This is a genomic window from Sorangium sp. So ce327, from assembly GCF_051530205.1.
In the GTDB taxonomy this organism is placed as follows: Bacteria; Myxococcota_A; Polyangia; order Polyangiales; family Polyangiaceae; genus Sorangium; species Sorangium cellulosum_B.
In genome coordinates this window covers 6153330-6171128 of the sequence record NZ_CP150330.1, presented here as the reverse complement: position 1 = coordinate 6171128, position 17799 = coordinate 6153330, and the positions used below count along the sequence as shown (strand labels likewise).

The following is a 17799-nucleotide window of genomic DNA, read 5'->3' as shown; positions in this document are numbered from 1 at the left end:
CGGCCGCGGCGAGCGCGGCCTCACCGCGCGGCGGCGCGGGTCGCCATCCGCTCGACGACCCCGTCGGCGTCGGCGGTCAGGCGCGCGGCGAGCGCGCGGGCGGCGGCGGGCGAGGCGGCCGCGACCCCCTCGACGGCGCCGAGCCGCGCGCGGCGCGGGAGGCGCGGGTCCGCGGCGAGGGCCTGGAGCTCCGCGATCACGCGCGTCGAGGCGGAGGCGGAGGAACGCGTGGCGGCGCGGCCCGCCGCGGTGAGGGCGCGCGCCCTCACGTACGCCGGCGCCCCGGGATCGCGGCCGACCGCGAGCAGCCGATCGGCGTCGGCGCCGGCCGCGCGGAGCAGCTCGTCGAAATCCGCGCCTCGGGCAGCGCTCTGGCCGCAGAAGTGCCCCGCGAGCAGCGCCGCGGCGTGCGGCGGGAGCGCGGCGGTGGAGGCGAGGCGGTCCGGCGCAAACGAGCGAGCACCCTCGCCCGGAGTCGGCGGCGCGATGGGCGCTCCGCTCGCCGGCGTGTCCGCGTCGGCCGGGAGCGGGACGGCCGCCCCGCCGCCCTGCTCGACGATCCCGCGGTAGAGCGCGCTCGCCCGCACGACCGCCGTCTGCTGCGGCGTCATCGTGCCCGAGAAGTCGCCCCCCGTCGGGAACATGAGATTCCCGAAATCCGGGCAGCGCTCCCTCCGTGACCTCATGTTGCTGCACTGCTCGGTGTCGTCCAGCGGGTCGCCGAAGTCCGCGTCGAACTCGGTCGTATGGAACAGCCCGGCGAGATGGCCGAGCTCATGGCGCAGGATGAAGCTGTCAACCGAGGGCTCCTCGTAGAGCGTGACCACGATGCCGCTCAGGTGGGTGCCGTGCTCGACCGCGACCGAGGGCACGGCGGGCGTCACGCCGGACGCCTGCACGATGCTCCCCCCGAACGCCGTCACCGCGATCACGTTGAGGGCCGGACGGCCGGGGGCGCCGGCCGTCTGCTCGAGCAGGCCGGGGAGGAGCTCGTCGTCGATGAACTCCCACTCCGAGCCCAGGTGGCGGACGTTGATGCTGCCCACGCCGAGGCCCACGTACCCCTCGTACGCGGCGAGCAGCGCGCGCCGCATGTACTGCTCGGAGACCGCTTCTCCGGCGATGAAGGCGTTGATGTCGATCTTCCCGCCGTGAAAGCGCCCGTCGAGCGTCCGGCGGTGCCACACCGAGAGGCGCACCGGCTCTACCAAAGGGCCGACTCCGCCGTTGCCGAGCTTGATCCAGTAGACGCCCGGCGCGAGCGGCGCGGATGCGTCCGCGCCGGTCTGGGGGACGGCCGCCGCGCCGATGCCCTGGTTGAAGAAGGCGGCCATCGTGCCTGGGATGGTGTAGTCGGCCGCCAGCAGCCTGCCGTCGGGGCCGCGGATGCTCTCGATCCCGATGGGCTCGAAGCTCGGCGATGACGCCATGATCTCGGCGACGGCCGTGAAGCCCAGGGTGCCCGGCTGGATGGTCACCGGGACGGCGCCGTCGATGTCGACGTTGTCGTGCTCTTCCTTGACGAGGGGCGGAATCGGCGGGGCCCCCCCCTCTCCGATGCTGCCGCCTAGACCGGCCCCGGAGGAGCCTTGCGGCGCGGAGCTCGCCGTGTCTCCGGAGCTCCAGGAGCCGCTGGAGCCGCCGGAGCCGTCGGGCGGCGGCTCGAACCCGTCGACCACCACCCTGCCGCCGCAGGCGCCCGCGACGAGGGCCGCGAGCGCGCCCGCGGCGAGGAGAGCGCCTCCGCGAACCTGCGTTGCCCGGCGCTCGCCGCCCGGCTTCCTCCCGTCCACGCGAGACGGATCGAGTGCGCTCGATGCCGGTGCAAGCGACGTTGACATAAGCATGCTCCTGCGTCGGTAAGGGCCCTCCCTCACCGCGCGCGCAGTATGCGCGGGCCCTCGCGCGGTGTCACGCGCTGCGCACGCTCGTGACCTCGGCGGGGTGTGCGATGGCGTGAGCGGCGCTCATTCCACTTGCTTGACGCGCATTCTCACCCGACCTGGAGATGCTTCCGTCGCGCCCTCGAAGCGCTCGATGACGATCACGAAGCGCGACACGCCGTCCGCGCCCTGGACGAGCCACGCGGCGTCCTTCGCCGGCGCGGGGGGCGTCGCGCCGGGCTCGATCCACCGCCCCGTGAAGGCGGTCGCGATGTGGTCGCCGCGGTACGGGACGGCGGGATCGGAGAGGGCCGCGTGGTCGGCCGCGTCGAACCGCGCCTGCTCCGACGCGGCGGTGCGCGCCTTGACCTCGGCGAGCTCCTCGGAGCCCGACGCATCTGCCTGGAGGTCGGCGGCGCGCGTGGTCCCGGGGCCGCCGAGCTCGCCGTTGACGCTGACGAGCGACCTTCGGAAGCAGACATTCCAATCCGTCGACGCGCGCGCCTCTTCCGGCGTGAGCATCAGCTGCCGGTTGCCCGCGAGGTCGAGGCAAGCGCTCGGCTCGGTCTCGGGCGCGTCGATGCCGCCCGCGGTCGCGTCGAGATCCTGGATGTCGACGGTCGGGCCGGGGCCGTCGGGGAGCACCTCGGCGTAGCGGAGCTGATAGAGCGCCGTGACCGGCGCCCCGTCCACCTCCCCGTAAAAGGAGACGATCTGGAGCTTCCAGTACCGGCCCTCGTGCTCGATCGCGTGGACGTGGTAGCGGCTGAAGGCGACGTGCTCCTCGCCGTCGTAGGCGTACCAGCGCGAGAAGGCGCCGCCGGAGTCGTCCGTGAGCAGGAAGGGGGTGCTCGGCAGCTCACCCGCTCTGTAGTCCTCGAGGCCGATCGGCAGCGCCCCGCCGTCGCCGGGGCCGCTGAGGCCGCTGTTGGTGAAGACGTCGTAGCCGGAGAGCGCGAGATCCCAGTCGGTGGACGCCGCGCCGTCGCCTTCCGGGAGCGCGATCTCCGGCGTGGCGAGACGAAGGAAGACGCGGCCGGTGGACGGCACGTCGACCTCGAGGAGCGCGCCGTCCTGCGTAGTCCCGGGGTCTCCGCTGGAGGTCCCCGGGTCTCCGCTGGAGGTCCCGCCGCCGCCGCACGCCGGGGTGAGCAGGAGAAGCGCTGCCGCGACCGATCCTCTTGTCATGAGTCCTCCCACGGTAGATCGGCGCGGACGCCGACGTAAAACGTGCGCCCCTCGAGGGGCCGGTGATCGCCGCGGCGCTCAGGGTCCTTTTGCGCGCCAAGCAGGTTCCTTACGCCGAGATACGCCTGCGACGAAGGCCAGAGCGGCCGCGCGAGCCGCGCGTCGAGCGTCGTGAACCCGGGGGCGTGCACGTCTTCCTCGGCGCGCGGGTCTCTCTCGACGAACGCGCTGGTGATGGTCCGGAGACGGGTGACGAGCTCGAGCCGGAGCGGCAGATCGGCGCGGAGCGAGGCCTGCGCCGTGTGCGGCGGTTTGCCGGAGAGCGGCTGTCCGGGATCGGCGGTGTCATCGCGTGTCCAGAGGTAGGCGTAGCCGGCCTCGACGCGGAGCCACGGTGTGGCCTGGAGCGTGGCCGAGAGATCGAGGCCCGCGGTGCGCGCCTCGGCGATGTTCGTGTAGGTGTACGTATCGACGCCGTCGGAGGAGCTGACGGGCTTCGGGTCGACGTCGATCAGGTTGTCGACCCAGTTCGAGAAGGCGCCCGCCCGCGCCGTGATCCCCTCTCGGGGGATCCATGTGACATCGCCGTTCACGCCCCAGGACGTCTCGGGGGCGAGCTCCGGGTTGCCCTCGAGGATGTAGCCGAGGCTCGAGTGGTCGAACGAGAAGCCGAGCTCCTTCGCGCTGGGGGCGCGGAACCCCCGCCCGCCGGAGACGCGCAGCGTGAGCGACGGTGAGGGCCGGTACGCGAGGGCGAGGCGTGGGGCGACGACGCCGCCGTAGCGGACGCGGAGCTCGCCGCGAATGCCGGGCATGAGGGTGAGCTCGTCGGTGAGCTTCCACCCGAGCTGGCCGTAGAGCGCGGCGCTGCCGAGCCGGGTGCTGGGCACCTCGTCGTTCGGCGGGATCTCCTCGGTGCCGGAGGTGGTCACGGTGGTGATCTTGAGCACCTGGTCGAGCGTCTCCACCTCGGCGCGCGCCCCGGCGACCCAGGTGCGCTGCCCGTCGGCGACGGTGGCGATCGCCTCGTAGCTCTGGAGGGTGCCCGAGCGCTCGCGCAGCTCCTCGTAGGGCGAGCCGCGCTGATCGCGGCCGCTCGATCGGAAGCCCCATTGTTGGCCGGCGGCGAGGCGCAGGCTGGAGCCACCGCCGAGGTCGAGCGTCTCGGCGAGGTGCAGGGTGATGCGGTCGGTCACCTCGGGGAGGTCGTAGAGGTAGACCCCCAGGACGGGCCGTTCTTTCTGCTCGACGCCGTCCTGCTCGTCGTGGATCCAGCGCGCACGGAGCCGCAGGTCGACGCCCCTTCCGAGCGCGGCGCCGGCCCGCAGGCCCAGGAGCGTCTGGGCGCGCTCGGGAAGGGCGGTGGGGGCGTCGGCGCCGGCCTCGGGATGGGCGAGATTTTTGGCGGGCTCGACGAGGGAGAGGTTGTCCTCCCGCTGGAACGAGGCGTCGGCGCTGACCCAGGCGCGCTCGCCCCGGTAGGCGCCCGATCCCTGGAGGACGAGCCCGGCGCGGCTCCGGCCTTCGAGGCGGGCGCGGCCGCTGAAGCCGGGGTGCTCGGGGGGCGCGGAGAGCACGTTGACGACGCCGCCGATGGCGCTGGTGCCGTAGAGCGAGCTGGTCGGCCCGGTGACGAGCTCGATGCGGGAGGCGTCGCCGAGCGGGAGGGACGAGAGGTCGATGGCGCCGCCGGCGTCGCCGATGACGCGCTCGCCGTCCTCGAGGACGAGGACGCGGTCGAGGTCGAAGCCCTGGATCTGGATGGCGCTCGGGTTGCCGAGCGCGCCGTAGGCGCTCGGGTTGACCTGGACGCCGAGCTCGCCGTCGAGCGCCTCACCGACGTTGGTGGCCCCGCGGCGCTCGGCCTCGTCGCGGGTGACGACGCGCGTGCGCACGGTGGCGCGCTGGCTGCTCTCGGGGGTGCGGGTACCGGTGACGACGACCTCGAGGGGAGGCGGCGCGGCGGGCGAGGGGGGAGACGATGGCGAGGGACGAGGCGAAGCGGGAGAGGAAGGCGAAGAAGCGGGAACAGGAAGAGGAGAAGGGGAAGGGGGCGCGGCCGAGGGCTGCGCGGAAGGGAGCTGCGCGAGCGCAGGGCGCGAGGACGCGGCTGGGACGAGCGCCGGGAGCGGGCAGAAGGCGAGCAGCGCGGCGCGCGTCAGGCGCCGGCGCCGGGGCACGGTCCTCCCTGGGACATCGGAACGGCAGGCTCGAGGCGCGGGGACGGCGGCATGGGGAGAGCTCGGCCTGTGCGGCGTTCGGTGGATCGGGTGAGGTGGGGTGGGGGATGGTCGCCCGGTTCAGGGCGGTCGTCCAGCGGTTCGGGGGGCGGGCGCCGCGGCTGCGGGGGGTCGCGGGGCGGGACCGGGCCCGACGGCGGAAACCCCAACGGGCGACGCGAGTTGGGCTTGCATTGCTCGACGACGGACGGTAGGGTCCCGCGCCGAATCGCCGGTCCCCATCGTCTAGCCCGGCCCAGGACTCAGCCCTTTCAAGGCTGCTACGCGGGTTCGAATCCCGCTGGGGACGCAATTCATTCATCATTTCAAGCGCTTGCGACGCGTTGAGCGTCGGCTGGAGGTTCAGGTAGATGCCGCACGAAGCGCGGCAACGCTACTGGGCCTCCGGGTCTCCGAGCGTTCCTTCTCCGGATTCAGGACCGAGCAGCTCCACCTCGCTCCAGAGCGCGTCGAGATCGAGCGAGAGTCCCTCCAGGCCGGGGATACTGCCGACGATCCCGTCGGCCGCCGAGCGCGCGTGCACGTAGCGGCGATCGGTTCCTAGCTCGAGGAGCTCGAGCGTCCTTTCCTGCGGGTCGATGATCCAATACCAGCGCACCCCGAAAGATGCGTACTCGTGGAGCTTCTCGACACGGTCGCGTCGAGCGTCCCGCGGGGTAGGAGAGACCACCTCGACCATGATGTCGGGCGGAGCGTGGAGCGTTCCGCGCCGAGGTGGCTTGCGGCTCCGAGGCATGTACGCAGAGGCGTCGGGCTTACGGCCAGAGACAGCGCTCACCGCGTACTTCGCTTCGGAGCCCAGCACGAGCCCGCCCTGCGGAATGAGCCAGCCCCCGAGCACCCTGATCACCCAGGCCACGATCACTTCGTGAACGGCGTCCGGCGCCTCTTCCTCCACGAGCCGCCCGTCGACGAGCTCGCCCGGTTCATCTTCAGGCAGACTGGTCCACTCGGCGAACGTGACCCTCCGCTCGACCGCGACCTCGGTGCGTGCGCTCTGGCTGATCACCTCGCCACGGTAGCACAGCGTTCCGCGTGCCGTCGTGTCGGCGTCGGAGCAGGGCGCCCCGACGTCGAGCTCGGGGGAGCTCGGCGCCCCAGTCCCCAGCGCTGGCACCCCCTCGGGCCTGTCTGCTGAAGGGAAGCGGATGGGCGAGGGCTTGTCCTGGGCCGAGCGGTTCCTTGGCCGGCCAAGGGGCTCAAGTAGACAACGGACAGGAAGGACCTTGTTGTGGCTGGGTTCGTCCACGGCGTGCCGGGTGCTACCAGCAACCGCGGGTGACACATTGCTTGTCCGGCGAGTTTACGAGGTCAGCACGAGAACGGCAATCGATACCCAGGCTCGGTCACGCTCGAAACGTGGCGTCCGTGTTTTTGACAACGAGATGGACGTCTCGTTGTCAATCACCGTGCGCTAGGTCGCGGTCGACCTGCGGTGCCGCTAGCATCCTCGTCTACCTACCGCGGCGGCGACGCTCCGCCGCGAGGTCGATGACGCCGCCTGCGTCCGCGCCCGTCGCGCCGAGCAGCCGCCCGATCGCCTCGTGGGCGATGCGCGCCGCCTCGACGTCGCCCGCAGCAAGCGCCTCCCTCATGCCTTCCGCCAGCTGGCCCAGCAGCGCCGACCGCGGGTCCGCCGGTTTCGTCCGCGATTCGTCCGGTCCACGAGGTTCCGCGCACTTAGCCGCCACCGTCTGCATCGTCACCTCGCCGCCAGCATGCGGAACCCTACGTGATTCTTGCGGATCTCGACGTGCTTCCAGGGTTCGAATCCCGCTGGGGAGCCGGGTGTCGTTAGCGCTGCTCGTCGCGCACGGGGGACCCGAGATCAAATGAGGTGAGGCTCCGGGGGGAGCGCGCATGGGGGCCATGTCACTGCGGGCTCCTACTGCGCCTCCCGGTCCTCGGCCGAGCTCGCGGGGGCGGGGGGTTAACACCCGCGGCGAAACGTGACAGAGTCCACCCTGCCGAGCCACCGAACACGAACCTTCGCCCTTCCAGCAACCGCGCACATGGAACCTCATGAACATCATCGCCGATCGGTCCGCTCAGCGAGCGCCTCAGGGGGCGCCCTCCTGGTCGCGGGCCTCCTTCTGTGTGGCTGCGATGCCGCTTCGTCTACCCCGGGGGAGGGAGACACCGGACCGCGATGTGCTCCCGGCTCACTGTCGCTCGAAGGATCCATGTCCGGACAGGCTGTGCGAGAGTCCTATGCGTGGAGCTCCCTGGCTGGACGCGTGGAGAGCCTGCGCTTCGATTTCGGCGCTGGTGGTGAGCTGCATCTGTTCGGACGGGAGATGCTGCGAGAGGGCGTCGAGCTGAGCGCCGCTGGGTTGATCCGGATGCCCTCCGAGGGGTCGAGCCCTGATACGTGGTTCCATGATGCCGGCGGCTCGACTGTGATCCGGGACGAAGCTGGCTACAGGTTCTCCATGGCATCGCTGGTCAAGCTTGGCGCGTGCCCCGGTGAGCCCATCGCCGGTGAGATCGTTTACGAGTTCGAAGCGGATGTGCTCTCGGGGCCAATCGAGGGAGCGCCGAACGGCGACGGCCAGAACTCGAGCGAGTTCTCGTATGGCCCGGATGCGCATGGCGGCCATGTCTATTTCGATCTTGGTGGAGTGCTCCATGTCGAGGTCGACGGGAACGAGATCGTCAGCGGTTATCTCGTGATCCCGGGAGAGCGCCTCGGCACCCCGACGGTCTACTGTGTCGGAGGCGGCTCCTACAGCAAACGTGAAGACTCCGCTTTCCCTTTCCCCCGGGACGCAGTGTACGTGATGACGGATCTGTCCCGGCTCGGCGCGGGGGCGAGCATGGCTCCAGCCGCTGGTTCTCTGCAGGGATGCTACGACTTCACGAATCCATGAGCTGAAAGCGAGGCTCAGCGGTCGCGGCGCGTGTCCTCAGGAGATGGGGACCGCCGGCGAGCTCGGGCTCTCCGGCGACTCCTTGCACCGCGCCCATCACCCGAGCTGCACCACCGCGACCTGTCGGGCTTCGCGCGGAGGACGATCGCCCCGAGATCCTCGGGTGTCGTGAGCTGCCCCTCGGCGATGAGCGTGGCGCTGATCTGCTGCGTCGGCGGGCTCGGCAGGTCGCCGATGCGGCCCGACGCGAACTGGACGTTCTGCGCGGCGATGGCGGCCGACACGTCGGCGGGCCAGAGCGCGAGCGCCGCGTTCAACGCACCGCGACGACCTCGTGCGTGAGCGGAATCTTCTACTCCGGGAGCGCGGCGTCGGCGGTCTGTTCCATCTCCGCAGCGCTGGTGGGTCTCGCAGCTTTCACGCGCTTGAAGGGCCGGATCCCGCCGGACGAGACGAGGCTGTACTCGGCGCCCCTCGCTGTCCCGGCTCTCGCCACGCGGCCGCGAGCGACGAGCGTGCGAAGCGTGACGTACACGCTCCCGTTCGGTAGCCCGCTGCGCGCGGCGATCTCCGTCGCCGTCCCTCGCACGAGGGATCGAACGGTTTCGAGCACCACAGCCTCCCGATCGCTCGTGGAGTCTCCCGTCGCGGTCATCGTGCCAGCCGTGGTTCGCTCCGCGCCGGATGCCGGTGCTGAGGTCCTCCTCGTGGACGGTGCCGCCGTCGAGGAGCTTGACGCTGCCGAGAGCGCGCCCTGCTTCCCGCTCCTCGTGGACGGTGCCGCCGTCGAGGAGCTTGACGCTGCCGAGAGCGCGCCCTGCTTCCCGCTCCTCGTGGACGGTGCCGCCGTCGAGGAGCTTGACGTTGCCGAGAGCGCGCCCTGCTTCCCGCTCCTCGTGGACGGTGCCGCCGTCGAGGAGCTCGACGCTGTCGAGAGCGCGCCCTGCTTCCCGCTCCTCGTAGGCCTCGCCACGCTCCTTTGGGCGTGCGCGGGCCCCTTCCGGGGGGGCTTCGGCCCCTTCCGGGGCTTCGGACGGCGCTCCGAGGAGGCGTTCGCCGCTGGCCGTCCCAGATCGGCCAGCATCGTCGTCACAGTCCGGTGCGCTGCGGCGCGGTGCTCCTCCTGAACTCGTTCGACCAGGCTCAGGATGTCCTTTATAAAGCGGTCCACCCGCTCCTTGATCGCGTCAGAGGCGTTCATGGGGGGCGCCGTAATAGCACGAACGCTCCGACAGTCGAGAGCTTGCAAGCAAGCTGGGCCGGTCTGGGCAACCGGTGGCGTCGCCTACGTGCGCAAGGAGCCGGATCCCGAAGGCCATCCGCGCGCGCCGCGCCGGCAAGTCTTCGGCACCCTCGAGCGCGCTCTCGGGTCAGGCCGCGCCGAGCGGACTCTCCAGGCGCGCGGGGACAAGCGTCCGGTCGAATGCCGCTGCCGCGCGCCTCCCGGCATCCGGTCACGCCATGGAGGTGAAGGGAGCGGGGAGGGCCTTCCGGGCATCCCCGGGGTGGCGGTCAGCATCGAGCGCACGCCATCGATGCGCCTCTTCACCTCGGCCGCCGTTCAGCGGACCTGGTGGTTTCTCCCCCGGAGGCTCGCTCCCCGCTGCGGCAATCCAGCGAGGCGACGTCATGGACACGCGTTCGGCGCGGCGGTGCAGTTGCCGAGCGCCGCGCACACATAGGAGCGCGCGCACGTCCTGGCGTCATCCGGGGAGTACGCCGCGACGTGCTGGGTCGACCTCCCGAAGGGACTGGTGACGCACATCGCGTACGTCCGCGCCGCCCCCGCCGGGGCTAGCTGAACCCCCTGGAGCACGGCCCTCGCGGCGGCGCATCCCAGCGCCTCCACTTCCGAGTCCGCGAAGACCACGAGCCCCGGGCCCGCGCAGCGCGTGTCCGACAATGCGGTGTTGAACGTATAGCGATTGGCCCCACGGCAATCGGTGAAGCTCGGTTCGCGCGTCTGGGTAGCGCCGCCGCGAACCCCGCTGGCATCGCTTCGTCCGTCCTCGGCCGAGCTGCCGCCGGCCGAAGGCGATCCGCTCGCGGGGGTCATGGTGAACAGCAAAAAGGCACTCCAGGCATGTAGCGCCGCTGGAAGCAATCTCATGGATCGTCTCTTGTCGTGACCGCCCGACCGAGCTCGTTCAGAAGTTGAGTGTTGGCAGGCAGCATGTTTGTTGGCATATCCCGTGCCACGCCGCAGGGCTCGCGTTTCGACGTCTTTCCCGCGGATGGAGGTCGCAACCAGGGGGCGCGTAGCCCTGTCCTCTTTGCTGATCACCGTGAGCATGACGCGTCCTTTTGCGCATTCGAGCAAGATCTTGATGTTGGCTCCGTCTTCCTTAGTCCCTAATTTCCGAGCTCGCAATGTCGTCCGGGCCGAAGGTGCCGGCAGTGACAGCGCCTTGAACGTCGCCATGGGAGTTCGTGGCGCGACGCCGGTGTCTGGCGCGGTCGAGGAGCTACCCCAGGATGCCGCAGGCGATCGACCTCTGCCGTTGACACCGCATGCGCAGTGCGAGAGGATGAGCCGACGCAGCGACCATGAGGGCATCCACAGGCCCAGGCGTGATCCCGCGCTCGAGCTCGGTGAACGGCGAGGTCGGTTTACCATGACCCATCCAGTAGACGACCCCCTGGACGCGGGCTTCATGCAGCTCGCCGTGGACGCCTCGAGCGACGCCCTGCGCGCCGGCAACATGCCGTTCGGCGCCGTGCTCGTGCAAGGCGGCCAGGTGATCCATGTGAGCTTCAACCAGCGGCGCACGGCGAACGCAGGGCAGGGGGACTGCACCGCGCATGCAGAGGTGGTGTTGATCCGCGAAGCAACGGCGGCGCACGGCCCGGAAGCGCTCGCGGGCGGCACCGTGTACGCCAGCGGGGAGCCTTGCGCCATGTGCTCGGGGGCGTTGTTCTGGGCGGGGGTGAGCCGCATCGTCTACGCCGCCAGCACGCCGGACATCATCGCGGTGCTCGGCGGGCCAGCGCTGCCGGTGCGCTGCCACGAGGTGCTGGCGCAGGCCTCGCCCGCCGTGCGCGTGGACGGGCCGATCCTGCGAGAGGCCGCCGTGGCGCTGCTGCGGAGCGCCGTGGAGCGGTCGTAGCCCGCTCCGCGCTCGACAGGCCATCATCCTGCCCGCTGTCCGCGCGGCGCCCCTGAGCGCATGCGCCTCGAGGTCATCCGCTCAGAATGCGATCGTGGAGTACGGGCAGCGCTTCTTGATCTCGTCCACATCGCACGCCTGAGGTGGCATGCAGTTGAACGAGGGCGGGCAGCTCGGGTCCTGCTCGCAGCCGCAGCCGCACTCGTTGGAGACGTGGGTCAGGCCTCCGGTGCAGGCGAAGTCGATGAGCGCGCACTCCTCCGGGCTGGTGCTCACGTACTGGCGCCACCACTCGCTCGACGGGTCGCATCCGCAATAACGCTCGGTGCACCTCACGCCCCCGCCGGCGGTGCAGGTGCAGGTGTTGCAGCCGTCGAGGGAGGGGAAGCTGTCGCCCTGCTCGTACCCCACGCCTCCGTAGGTGCAGGCCTCCAGACAGCCCTTCTCCGTGCATGCGACGCTGCCATCCCCGCCGCACGTGCAGGTGTTGCAGCCGTCGAGGGCCGGGAAGCTGTCGCCCGGCCTGTACTCCACGCCTCCATACGTGCAGCCCTCGGGGCAAGCCACGTCCGTGCACACGATTTCGCCGTCGGCGTTGCACGTGCAGCTGTTGCAGCCGTCGTCCGGTGGGACCGGCGCCCCCGCCGCGTAACCGATGCCGTCTCGTTCGCAGCCGTGACACCCGATCTTGGTACAGCCGACGCTCCCGGAGCCCGAGGGATCGCAGGTGCAGGTGTTGCACCCGTCGGACGCCGGGAACGACTCACCGGGCAGATAGGCGAGCCCTTCGTAGATGCAGCCGTCGGTGCACTCGATCAGCGTGCAGGCGACGTTCCCGTCCTCCATGCAGAAGCAGCTGTTGCACCCGTCCCCGGCAGGGAACGACTCGCCCTGCGCGTGCGTGACCCCTCCCCACGTGCACTCGGCGATGCACGCCATATCGGTGCAGGAGACGTTCCCGTCCTCCGAGCAGAAGCAGCTGTTGCACCCTTCCTTGTCACGAAATTCGTCGCCGGGGCTGTACTCGACGCCGTCGTACTCACAGGTCGTCCAGCCGAGCGGTCCGCAGCCCGCGAGCGCGCCGGAAAGGGCGATCGCGAGCGAGAACACGGGGCCGAGATGAAGCCACGTCGGTCGAAGGTCTGTCATTGGATTCGCTCCTGTGCCAAAGAGTGCCAGGGCCGCGCGTCGGGGGATCCCTAGAAAAGCGCGCGGTTTGATGCAAGACAGCGTTCTAGAAAAACTCGTGCCAGGAACGTCGAGGGCCACGCGTTCTGGCGCATACGCGAGTCCGTCGGCAAGAAGGAGGGCTTGTATTATAGCGGATGTTCGTCTAATATAACGGATATGACTCCTCCGCGTCCCCTTCCTCCTGGCCTGCTCCGCGCCGCGTGGCCTGCGGTCCTCCTGTTCGTCGTGCTGGTGTCGTGCGCCGCGGGGGGCTGCTCGCGCGACGACGCCTCGCGCGCCTCCGCCGCCGGATCGGAGGGCGAGTTCGAGACGCTCGAGCTCCGCTATCAGGGCAACAACGGCACCGTGTCGCCGATCGAGCTCGCCGAGGATCTCGGTTACCTCGCGCCGATCCGCCTGAATTTCATCGGCAGCACGGTGAGCGGCCCGCAGAGCGTGCAGGCCGTGGTCACCGGCGACACCGACTTCGGCGGCGCCTTCAACGGCGCCATCGTCAAGCTGATCGCGGCCAAGGCGCCCATCATCGCCGTCGCCGGCTACTACGGTGTCGACGAGCAACGCCAGAGCGGCTTCTACGTGCTGAACGACAGCCCTCTGCGCACGGCGCGCGATCTCCTGGACAAGACGATCTCCATGAACACGCTCGGCGCTCACAGCGAGTTCATGATCAAGGAGTTTCTGTCGCGTGGCCAGCTCGCGCCGGAGGAGGCCCGGCGCGTCACGCTGCTCGTCGTCCCCCCGGTGAACGGCGAGCAGCTGCTCCGCGAGAAGCAGGTCGACGTGGCGACGCTCGGCGACATCTACCGCGATCGCGCGCTCGAGCGCGGCGGCATTCGATCGCTGTTCTCGGACTATGAGCTCTACGGCAAGTTCACCGCGGGCAGCTACGTGATGAAGACGAGCTTCATCAAAGAAAACCCGAAGACCGCGCGGCGCTTCGTCGAGGCGACGGCCAAGGCCATCGAGTGGGCCCGGGACACCCCGCGCGAGACGGTGGTGGCGCGCTGCATCGCGCTGATGAAGAAGCGCGGCCGGAACGAGGAGGACTCGGCCATCAAGTTCTGGCGCAGCTACGGCGTCGCCGGCAAGGGGGGCCTGATCGCGGAGCGCGATTTCCAGGTCTGGATCGACTGGATGGTCAAGAGCGGCGAGCTCAAGCCGGGCGAGATCGCCCTGAGCCGCGTCTACACGAACGAGCTCAACCCCTACGCGAACGACCAGGCCGCGAAGTAGTCGTGGTCGGTCGCCCCCCTGGATGCGTCAGGGCAGCGCGCGGGGCTTCCAGAAACCTTCGAGCTTCTCCTCTCTCAGGGCTTGATCGAGGAAGCTGCGGTCGACCCAGGGCTCGAAGTCGAACGTCGTGCGGATCAGGCCCAGGCGCCTGGCGTCGGCGATGCTCGCCTTGTAGCGAGCGACCACGTACGCGTCCACGAGCGGGCTGTCCCTGTCGCGCGCCGACTCGCCACCTCGAGTCCTCTGGATCCAGGAGGAGCATCGGGGTGCCTCGTCCACGCCACAGGCCGCCTAGCGAGGCACCTCGCCGCGGATCACCTGCCGCACGGTCAGGACGGCGACGCGGCCCGCGTCGCGCTCCTCCGCGAGCCAGTCGAGGAGGGTGGAGAAGTCCTGTCTGGAGATGCTGTACGTGCCGCAGGCGTCACAGACGTGGTGGAAGATGAGCTGTATCCATCCGCCGTCCTGCTGCGCGCTGCGGATGAGAGCCTTGATCGTGGGGACGCCCTGGCTGCGGGTGAGCGATCCGGGCGCGCGGGTGGCGGTCGGGTCGGGGGGAGGGATGGACTCCGTCCGTGGGCACGAGATGCATGAGGCGAACGCGAGCCCGCCCGCGCGCCTTCCGCTGTCGTAACCGCAGGCGCGCACCAGCGCGGTGCTGACGCTGTCGTGAGCGCCCCAGGGGTAGGCGAAGTCGCTCACGGCGAAGCCAAGCGCGAGGAGGGCGCGGCGATCATCGCAGATCTGCCGGCGCTGCTCGCTGGCGCTGAGCCCGGGCAGCCGCATGTGATTGACGGTGTGACCGCCGATCTCATGGCCGTCGGACGCGAGCGCGCGGAGCTGCGCGACCGTCAGGTAGCCGGGGCGGCCGAGCACACCGCTGTTCACGAAGAACGTGGCATGCATCCTGTGCTGGGCGAGGATGGATCGCACGGAGAGCTGATCCGCCAGCGTGTCGTCGAATTCGATGGACACGACAAGGGCGCCCGGGTGACGCCCGGTCACGTGGACCGGGGAGAGGAGGACGGCGGCAAGGCACGCCACGACGAACGCCAGCGCCGCCTGCCGTCGGCGCGTGGCGGGGCGCCGCGCACAGCCGCTCTCCGTGGGCACGATCTCCACGGAACACGTCGCCGTATCATCGACCGTGCCCGGGCCTCCGGCGCCCTTCCGGGAAGACCAGCGCGCTCTGCGCCTTCCAGGAACGCCTGGAGATGCTCCCGGGACCGCGCGCGGCGGCGAGCGGCTGCGGCGCCGAGGCATAGGCCAGTATGCCCATGCCTCGAGCCGGCGACCTCGGATATGACAGCCGCGTGCATCGGGTGATGTGACCACGGACGGCGAGCCGGGAAGACGAGGGGCGGCGCTGTCTCGCGCTTCCGAGGACGTGGCCCGAGCACCGGATGGCGGTCTTGAACCCACCGGACAGAGGTGCTGACCAATGACGTACGGACGAACGAGTTTACCGAAGCTGATTCTGGTGCTGGGAGCGCTCGGCATCTCCCTCTGGGGCTGCGGTGGTGACAGCGATGGGACCACCAGCGCCGGCGGCGACGGCGGCGGCCCCGCCGCGGGCGCCAGCACGAGCAGCAGCTCGGGCAGCGGGAGCGTGTCGGCGGGCACGACGGGCTCGACCAGCAGCAGCACCGGCAGCGATGGCGCCAGCACGAGCGGCGCCGGCGGCGACGGCGGCGGAGGCGGCCCCGCCGCGGGCGCCAGCACGAGCAGCGCGGGTGGCGGCGCCAGCACGAGCAGCGCGGGTGGCGGCGCCAGCACGAGCGGCGCGGGCGGCGGCGAGCCCATCACCTGCCCGTCGACCGCGCTGAGGGCCGGCGACACGAACAAGACGATCACGGTCGGCGGCTCGAACCGCAGCTATGTCCTGCATGTCCCTGCCGCGTACGACGGCAGCAAGCCGGTGCCTCTCGTGGTGGACCTCCACCCCCTCGGCGGCTCTGGCCCGTCGGAGCGATCGGGCTCGCCGTATCCGGCGCAGACCGACCCGGAGGGCGTGATCATGGCCTTCCCGTCAGGGCTCGCCGGCCCCTCGGGCGGCGCCTGGAACGTGGGGCCCTGCTGCGTGAAGAACACCGACGACGTGGCCTTCGTCAAGGCGATGGTGGCCCAGATCCAGGAGACCGCCTGCATCGACCCCAAGCGCATCTACGCGGTCGGCTTCTCGATGGGAGGTGGAATGTCCCACTACCTCGCTTGCCACGCGGCCGATACGTTCGCCGCCGTGGCGCCCGCCGCCTTCGATCTCCTGCAGGAGAACATCGCCGATTGCAAGCCGTCGCGCCCCATCACCGTGATCTCGTTCCGCAGCACCGGGGATCCGATCGTGCCTTACGCCGGTGGATACTCCGCGGTGGTGAGCGGCATGCCCATCACGTTCCTCGGGGCGAAATCGACCCTCGAGAAGTGGGGCCAGATCAACAAGTGCACGGGCTCGCCATCGGCCGAAGACAGCAAGGGCTGCTCGACCTTCTCGAACTGCGAGGGCGGCGTCGAAGTGGCCCTCTGCACGAAGCAGGGAGGGGGCCACGACTACGGCAACGCCGCGGTCGGCTGGCCGGTCCTGAAGCGGCACACCATGCCGTAGCCTCTTCCTGACGCGCGCTCTGCGTGCTCGACGCGGCGCGTCCCCCCACTCCCGTGCACGGCGTCCCTCGATCGTCGCCGTCCTGCCCACACCCGCCTCCACGCTCGAGCGACTCCGCTGACATCGAGGTGCGACCCGCTGTGGGATGCGATGACGCTGCGCATCCCACAGCGCGGTCTGTCGGCCTGCAGCGCCATCAGAAGAATCTGCTGCCGATGCGCGAATACCGCGTGATCGTAGCTGCGGCGTGACACGCGAACTCGCGCGTTGGTGGCCGACGCCTTGATCGTTCGACGTGGCGAGTGATACTTTGGGAGCCTGCCTCCCGAGCGGTTTCGTCGTCCAGCGGGAGGCGTCAACGAGCTTCCCATGAAGGTCAGCGGAACCACAATCCTGACGCGGAAAACCTTGGTGAGCCGGAGATTCGGCTCGGAAGCGTGGCGCGGCCTCTTTCGTGACATGGCGCTGAGCCACCCGTGGTTCAGGCAGCCGATCACGGCCAGCAGCCTGGTTCCGCTGCCCGAGTTCCTCACGTTCCACGACGAGCTCGTGCGGCGCTTCTATCCGGACCGCAAGGACGCCCTCTTCGAGCTCGGGGCCGAGTCGGCGCGCTGGGCGCTCGTCGATGGCCCGCTGAAGCGCTTCGTCCGAGATCCGGGGATGTCCTCGCTGGTCACGGCCATTCCCACCCTCTGGCATCGTTACTTTTCCGAGACCGACAGCCGCTCCGAAGCGGCGCTGCGGGACGCCGGCGTCGAATTTCGAGTTCACGACCTCCCGGCCTGGCACCCGTATTTCGAGCATTTCGTGATCGGGTACACGAAGGAGATGCTGGAGCTCTATTGCGCCAACCCGATCTGGACCCATCGCCTCGCCGGGGGGCGCGGGACGACGTACAACTACCTGCTCGCCACCGATCCCGTTCCGAGCGCTCCTCCGAGCGGAGAGCGCGCCGGCGGCGGGTGCGCTCGGCCCGTCCGAGCACGAAGGGCGCTCACGGCGCGCGAGCTGGAGGTGCTGCGGCTCGTCGGGGTCGGCAAGACCAACCGCGAGATCGCCGTCGTCCTCGACATCTCCCAGAAGACCGTGCAGCACCACATCGCCCACGCCTACGACAAGCTCGGCATCTATAGCCGCGCCGGGGCGACGCTGTGGCTGGGCGAGCGGGGGCTCCTGGGCTGAGGGGCGACGCGAGCGCGCGCCCGCGCAGGCCGCGCTGCGGGGGCAGGTCGCGCCAGCCCTCGCTCACGTTGCGCAGCTTTCGCCCGATCCGGGCGGCCCCTGACGCCGCAGCCGGGCGTGCCCGCCGTGGAAACCGCGCCGCCCGACGTGTGGCCTGACTCCTGCCAAGGGGACTGTGCCCCCGCGGCGCTGCGACCGTCGGATCGAGGTCTCATCGCACGTAGGTCGGGTCGAGTTGACTCTCATGCTCGCCGACCGATCGACAGGGGGATGACAGGGATCACGCGCCGCGCAAGGCGCCCT

The 17799-nt window shown here is 70.3% G+C and carries 16 protein-coding genes and 1 tRNA gene; 6 read left to right on the top strand and 11 right to left on the bottom strand.

The features are described 5' to 3' along the window. Positions 1-20 precede the first annotated feature (20 nt). From WME95_RS23080 to WME95_RS23070, 3 genes are all read right to left on the bottom strand, one after another. Positions 21-1841, bottom strand: a complete 1821-nt coding sequence (locus tag WME95_RS23080; protein WP_437910603.1) for a hypothetical protein — start codon at positions 1839-1841, stop codon at positions 21-23. Between the two features lie 126 nt (positions 1842-1967). Continuing rightward, the gene (locus tag WME95_RS23075) at positions 1968-3071 is read right to left on the bottom strand and encodes an HmuY family protein (RefSeq protein ID WP_437910602.1); all 1104 of its coding nucleotides are present in this window, start codon (positions 3069-3071) and stop codon (positions 1968-1970) included. After that, the gene (locus WME95_RS23070; RefSeq protein WP_437910601.1) at positions 3068-4966 is read right to left on the bottom strand and encodes a TonB-dependent receptor plug domain-containing protein; all 1899 of its coding nucleotides are present in this window, start codon (positions 4964-4966) and stop codon (positions 3068-3070) included. The genes WME95_RS23075 and WME95_RS23070 overlap by 4 nt, the downstream gene beginning before the upstream one ends. Positions 4967-5525: 559 nt before the next feature. On the opposite strand from WME95_RS23070, the gene WME95_RS23065 reads away from it, so the two are divergent. Then, positions 5526-5600 (top strand) — tRNA-Glu (locus tag WME95_RS23065). A gap of 84 nt (positions 5601-5684) precedes the next feature. On the opposite strand, the gene WME95_RS23060 is transcribed toward WME95_RS23065, so the two are convergent. Both WME95_RS23060 and WME95_RS23055 read right to left on the bottom strand, forming a co-directional pair. Further along, entirely contained in the window at positions 5685-6320 is a 636-nt protein-coding gene (locus tag WME95_RS23060; RefSeq protein WP_437910600.1) for a Uma2 family endonuclease, read from the bottom strand. 445 nt (positions 6321-6765) lie between these two features. Beyond that, on the bottom strand, positions 6766-6906 hold the full coding sequence (locus WME95_RS23055) for a hypothetical protein (protein ID WP_437910599.1): 141 nt from the start codon (positions 6904-6906) through the stop codon (positions 6766-6768). A 642-nt stretch (positions 6907-7548) separates the two neighbouring features. Between WME95_RS23055 and WME95_RS23050 the strand changes: the two genes are divergently transcribed. Next, positions 7549-8181 carry a hypothetical protein gene (locus tag WME95_RS23050; RefSeq protein ID WP_437910598.1) on the top strand — a complete coding sequence of 211 codons (633 nt, stop codon included), beginning with the start codon at positions 7549-7551 and terminating at the stop codon, positions 8179-8181. 14 nt (positions 8182-8195) lie between these two features. Here WME95_RS23050 and WME95_RS23045 read toward each other — a convergent pair whose 3' ends face one another. The 3 genes from WME95_RS23045 to WME95_RS23035 form a co-directional block, all read right to left on the bottom strand. Beyond that, positions 8196-8498: a hypothetical protein gene (locus WME95_RS23045; protein ID WP_437910597.1), complete on the bottom strand. Its 303-nt coding sequence runs from the start codon at positions 8496-8498 to the stop codon at positions 8196-8198. A gap of 35 nt (positions 8499-8533) precedes the next feature. Then, positions 8534-9382, bottom strand: coding sequence for a helix-turn-helix domain-containing protein (locus WME95_RS23040; RefSeq protein ID WP_437910596.1), 849 nt, complete (start codon positions 9380-9382; stop codon positions 8534-8536). A 426-nt stretch (positions 9383-9808) separates the two neighbouring features. Continuing rightward, a complete protein-coding gene (locus WME95_RS23035; RefSeq protein WP_437910595.1) occupies positions 9809-10084 on the bottom strand; it encodes a hypothetical protein in 276 nt (91 codons plus the stop codon). Between the two features lie 712 nt (positions 10085-10796). On the opposite strand from WME95_RS23035, the gene WME95_RS23030 reads away from it, so the two are divergent. Further along, positions 10797-11288 (top strand): nucleoside deaminase, encoded by a 492-nt coding sequence (locus WME95_RS23030; protein WP_437554846.1) that lies wholly within the window; start codon positions 10797-10799, stop codon positions 11286-11288. An 81-nt stretch (positions 11289-11369) separates the two neighbouring features. Here WME95_RS23030 and WME95_RS23025 read toward each other — a convergent pair whose 3' ends face one another. Then, positions 11370-12437: a hypothetical protein gene (locus tag WME95_RS23025; protein ID WP_437910594.1), complete on the bottom strand. Its 1068-nt coding sequence runs from the start codon at positions 12435-12437 to the stop codon at positions 11370-11372. A 198-nt stretch (positions 12438-12635) separates the two neighbouring features. Here WME95_RS23025 and WME95_RS23020 point away from each other — a divergent pair, with 198 nt between their 5' ends. Beyond that, positions 12636-13712 (top strand): ABC transporter substrate-binding protein, encoded by a 1077-nt coding sequence (locus WME95_RS23020; RefSeq protein ID WP_437554844.1) that lies wholly within the window; start codon positions 12636-12638, stop codon positions 13710-13712. A 27-nt stretch (positions 13713-13739) separates the two neighbouring features. On the opposite strand, the gene WME95_RS23015 is transcribed toward WME95_RS23020, so the two are convergent. Both WME95_RS23015 and WME95_RS23010 read right to left on the bottom strand, forming a co-directional pair. Then, the gene (locus WME95_RS23015) at positions 13740-13991 is read right to left on the bottom strand and encodes a hypothetical protein (RefSeq protein WP_437910593.1); all 252 of its coding nucleotides are present in this window, start codon (positions 13989-13991) and stop codon (positions 13740-13742) included. A 12-nt stretch (positions 13992-14003) separates the two neighbouring features. Further along, on the bottom strand, positions 14004-14825 hold the full coding sequence (locus WME95_RS23010) for a polysaccharide deacetylase family protein (RefSeq protein ID WP_437910592.1): 822 nt from the start codon (positions 14823-14825) through the stop codon (positions 14004-14006). A 328-nt stretch (positions 14826-15153) separates the two neighbouring features. Here WME95_RS23010 and WME95_RS23005 point away from each other — a divergent pair, with 328 nt between their 5' ends. Together WME95_RS23005 and WME95_RS23000 are read left to right on the top strand one after the other, a co-directional pair. Then, positions 15154-16314, top strand: a complete 1161-nt coding sequence (locus tag WME95_RS23005; protein WP_437910591.1) for an alpha/beta hydrolase family esterase — start codon at positions 15154-15156, stop codon at positions 16312-16314. A 411-nt stretch (positions 16315-16725) separates the two neighbouring features. Further along, positions 16726-17496, top strand: a complete 771-nt coding sequence (locus tag WME95_RS23000) for a response regulator transcription factor (protein WP_437910590.1) — start codon at positions 16726-16728, stop codon at positions 17494-17496. The last annotated feature ends 303 nt before the right edge of the window (positions 17497-17799 follow it).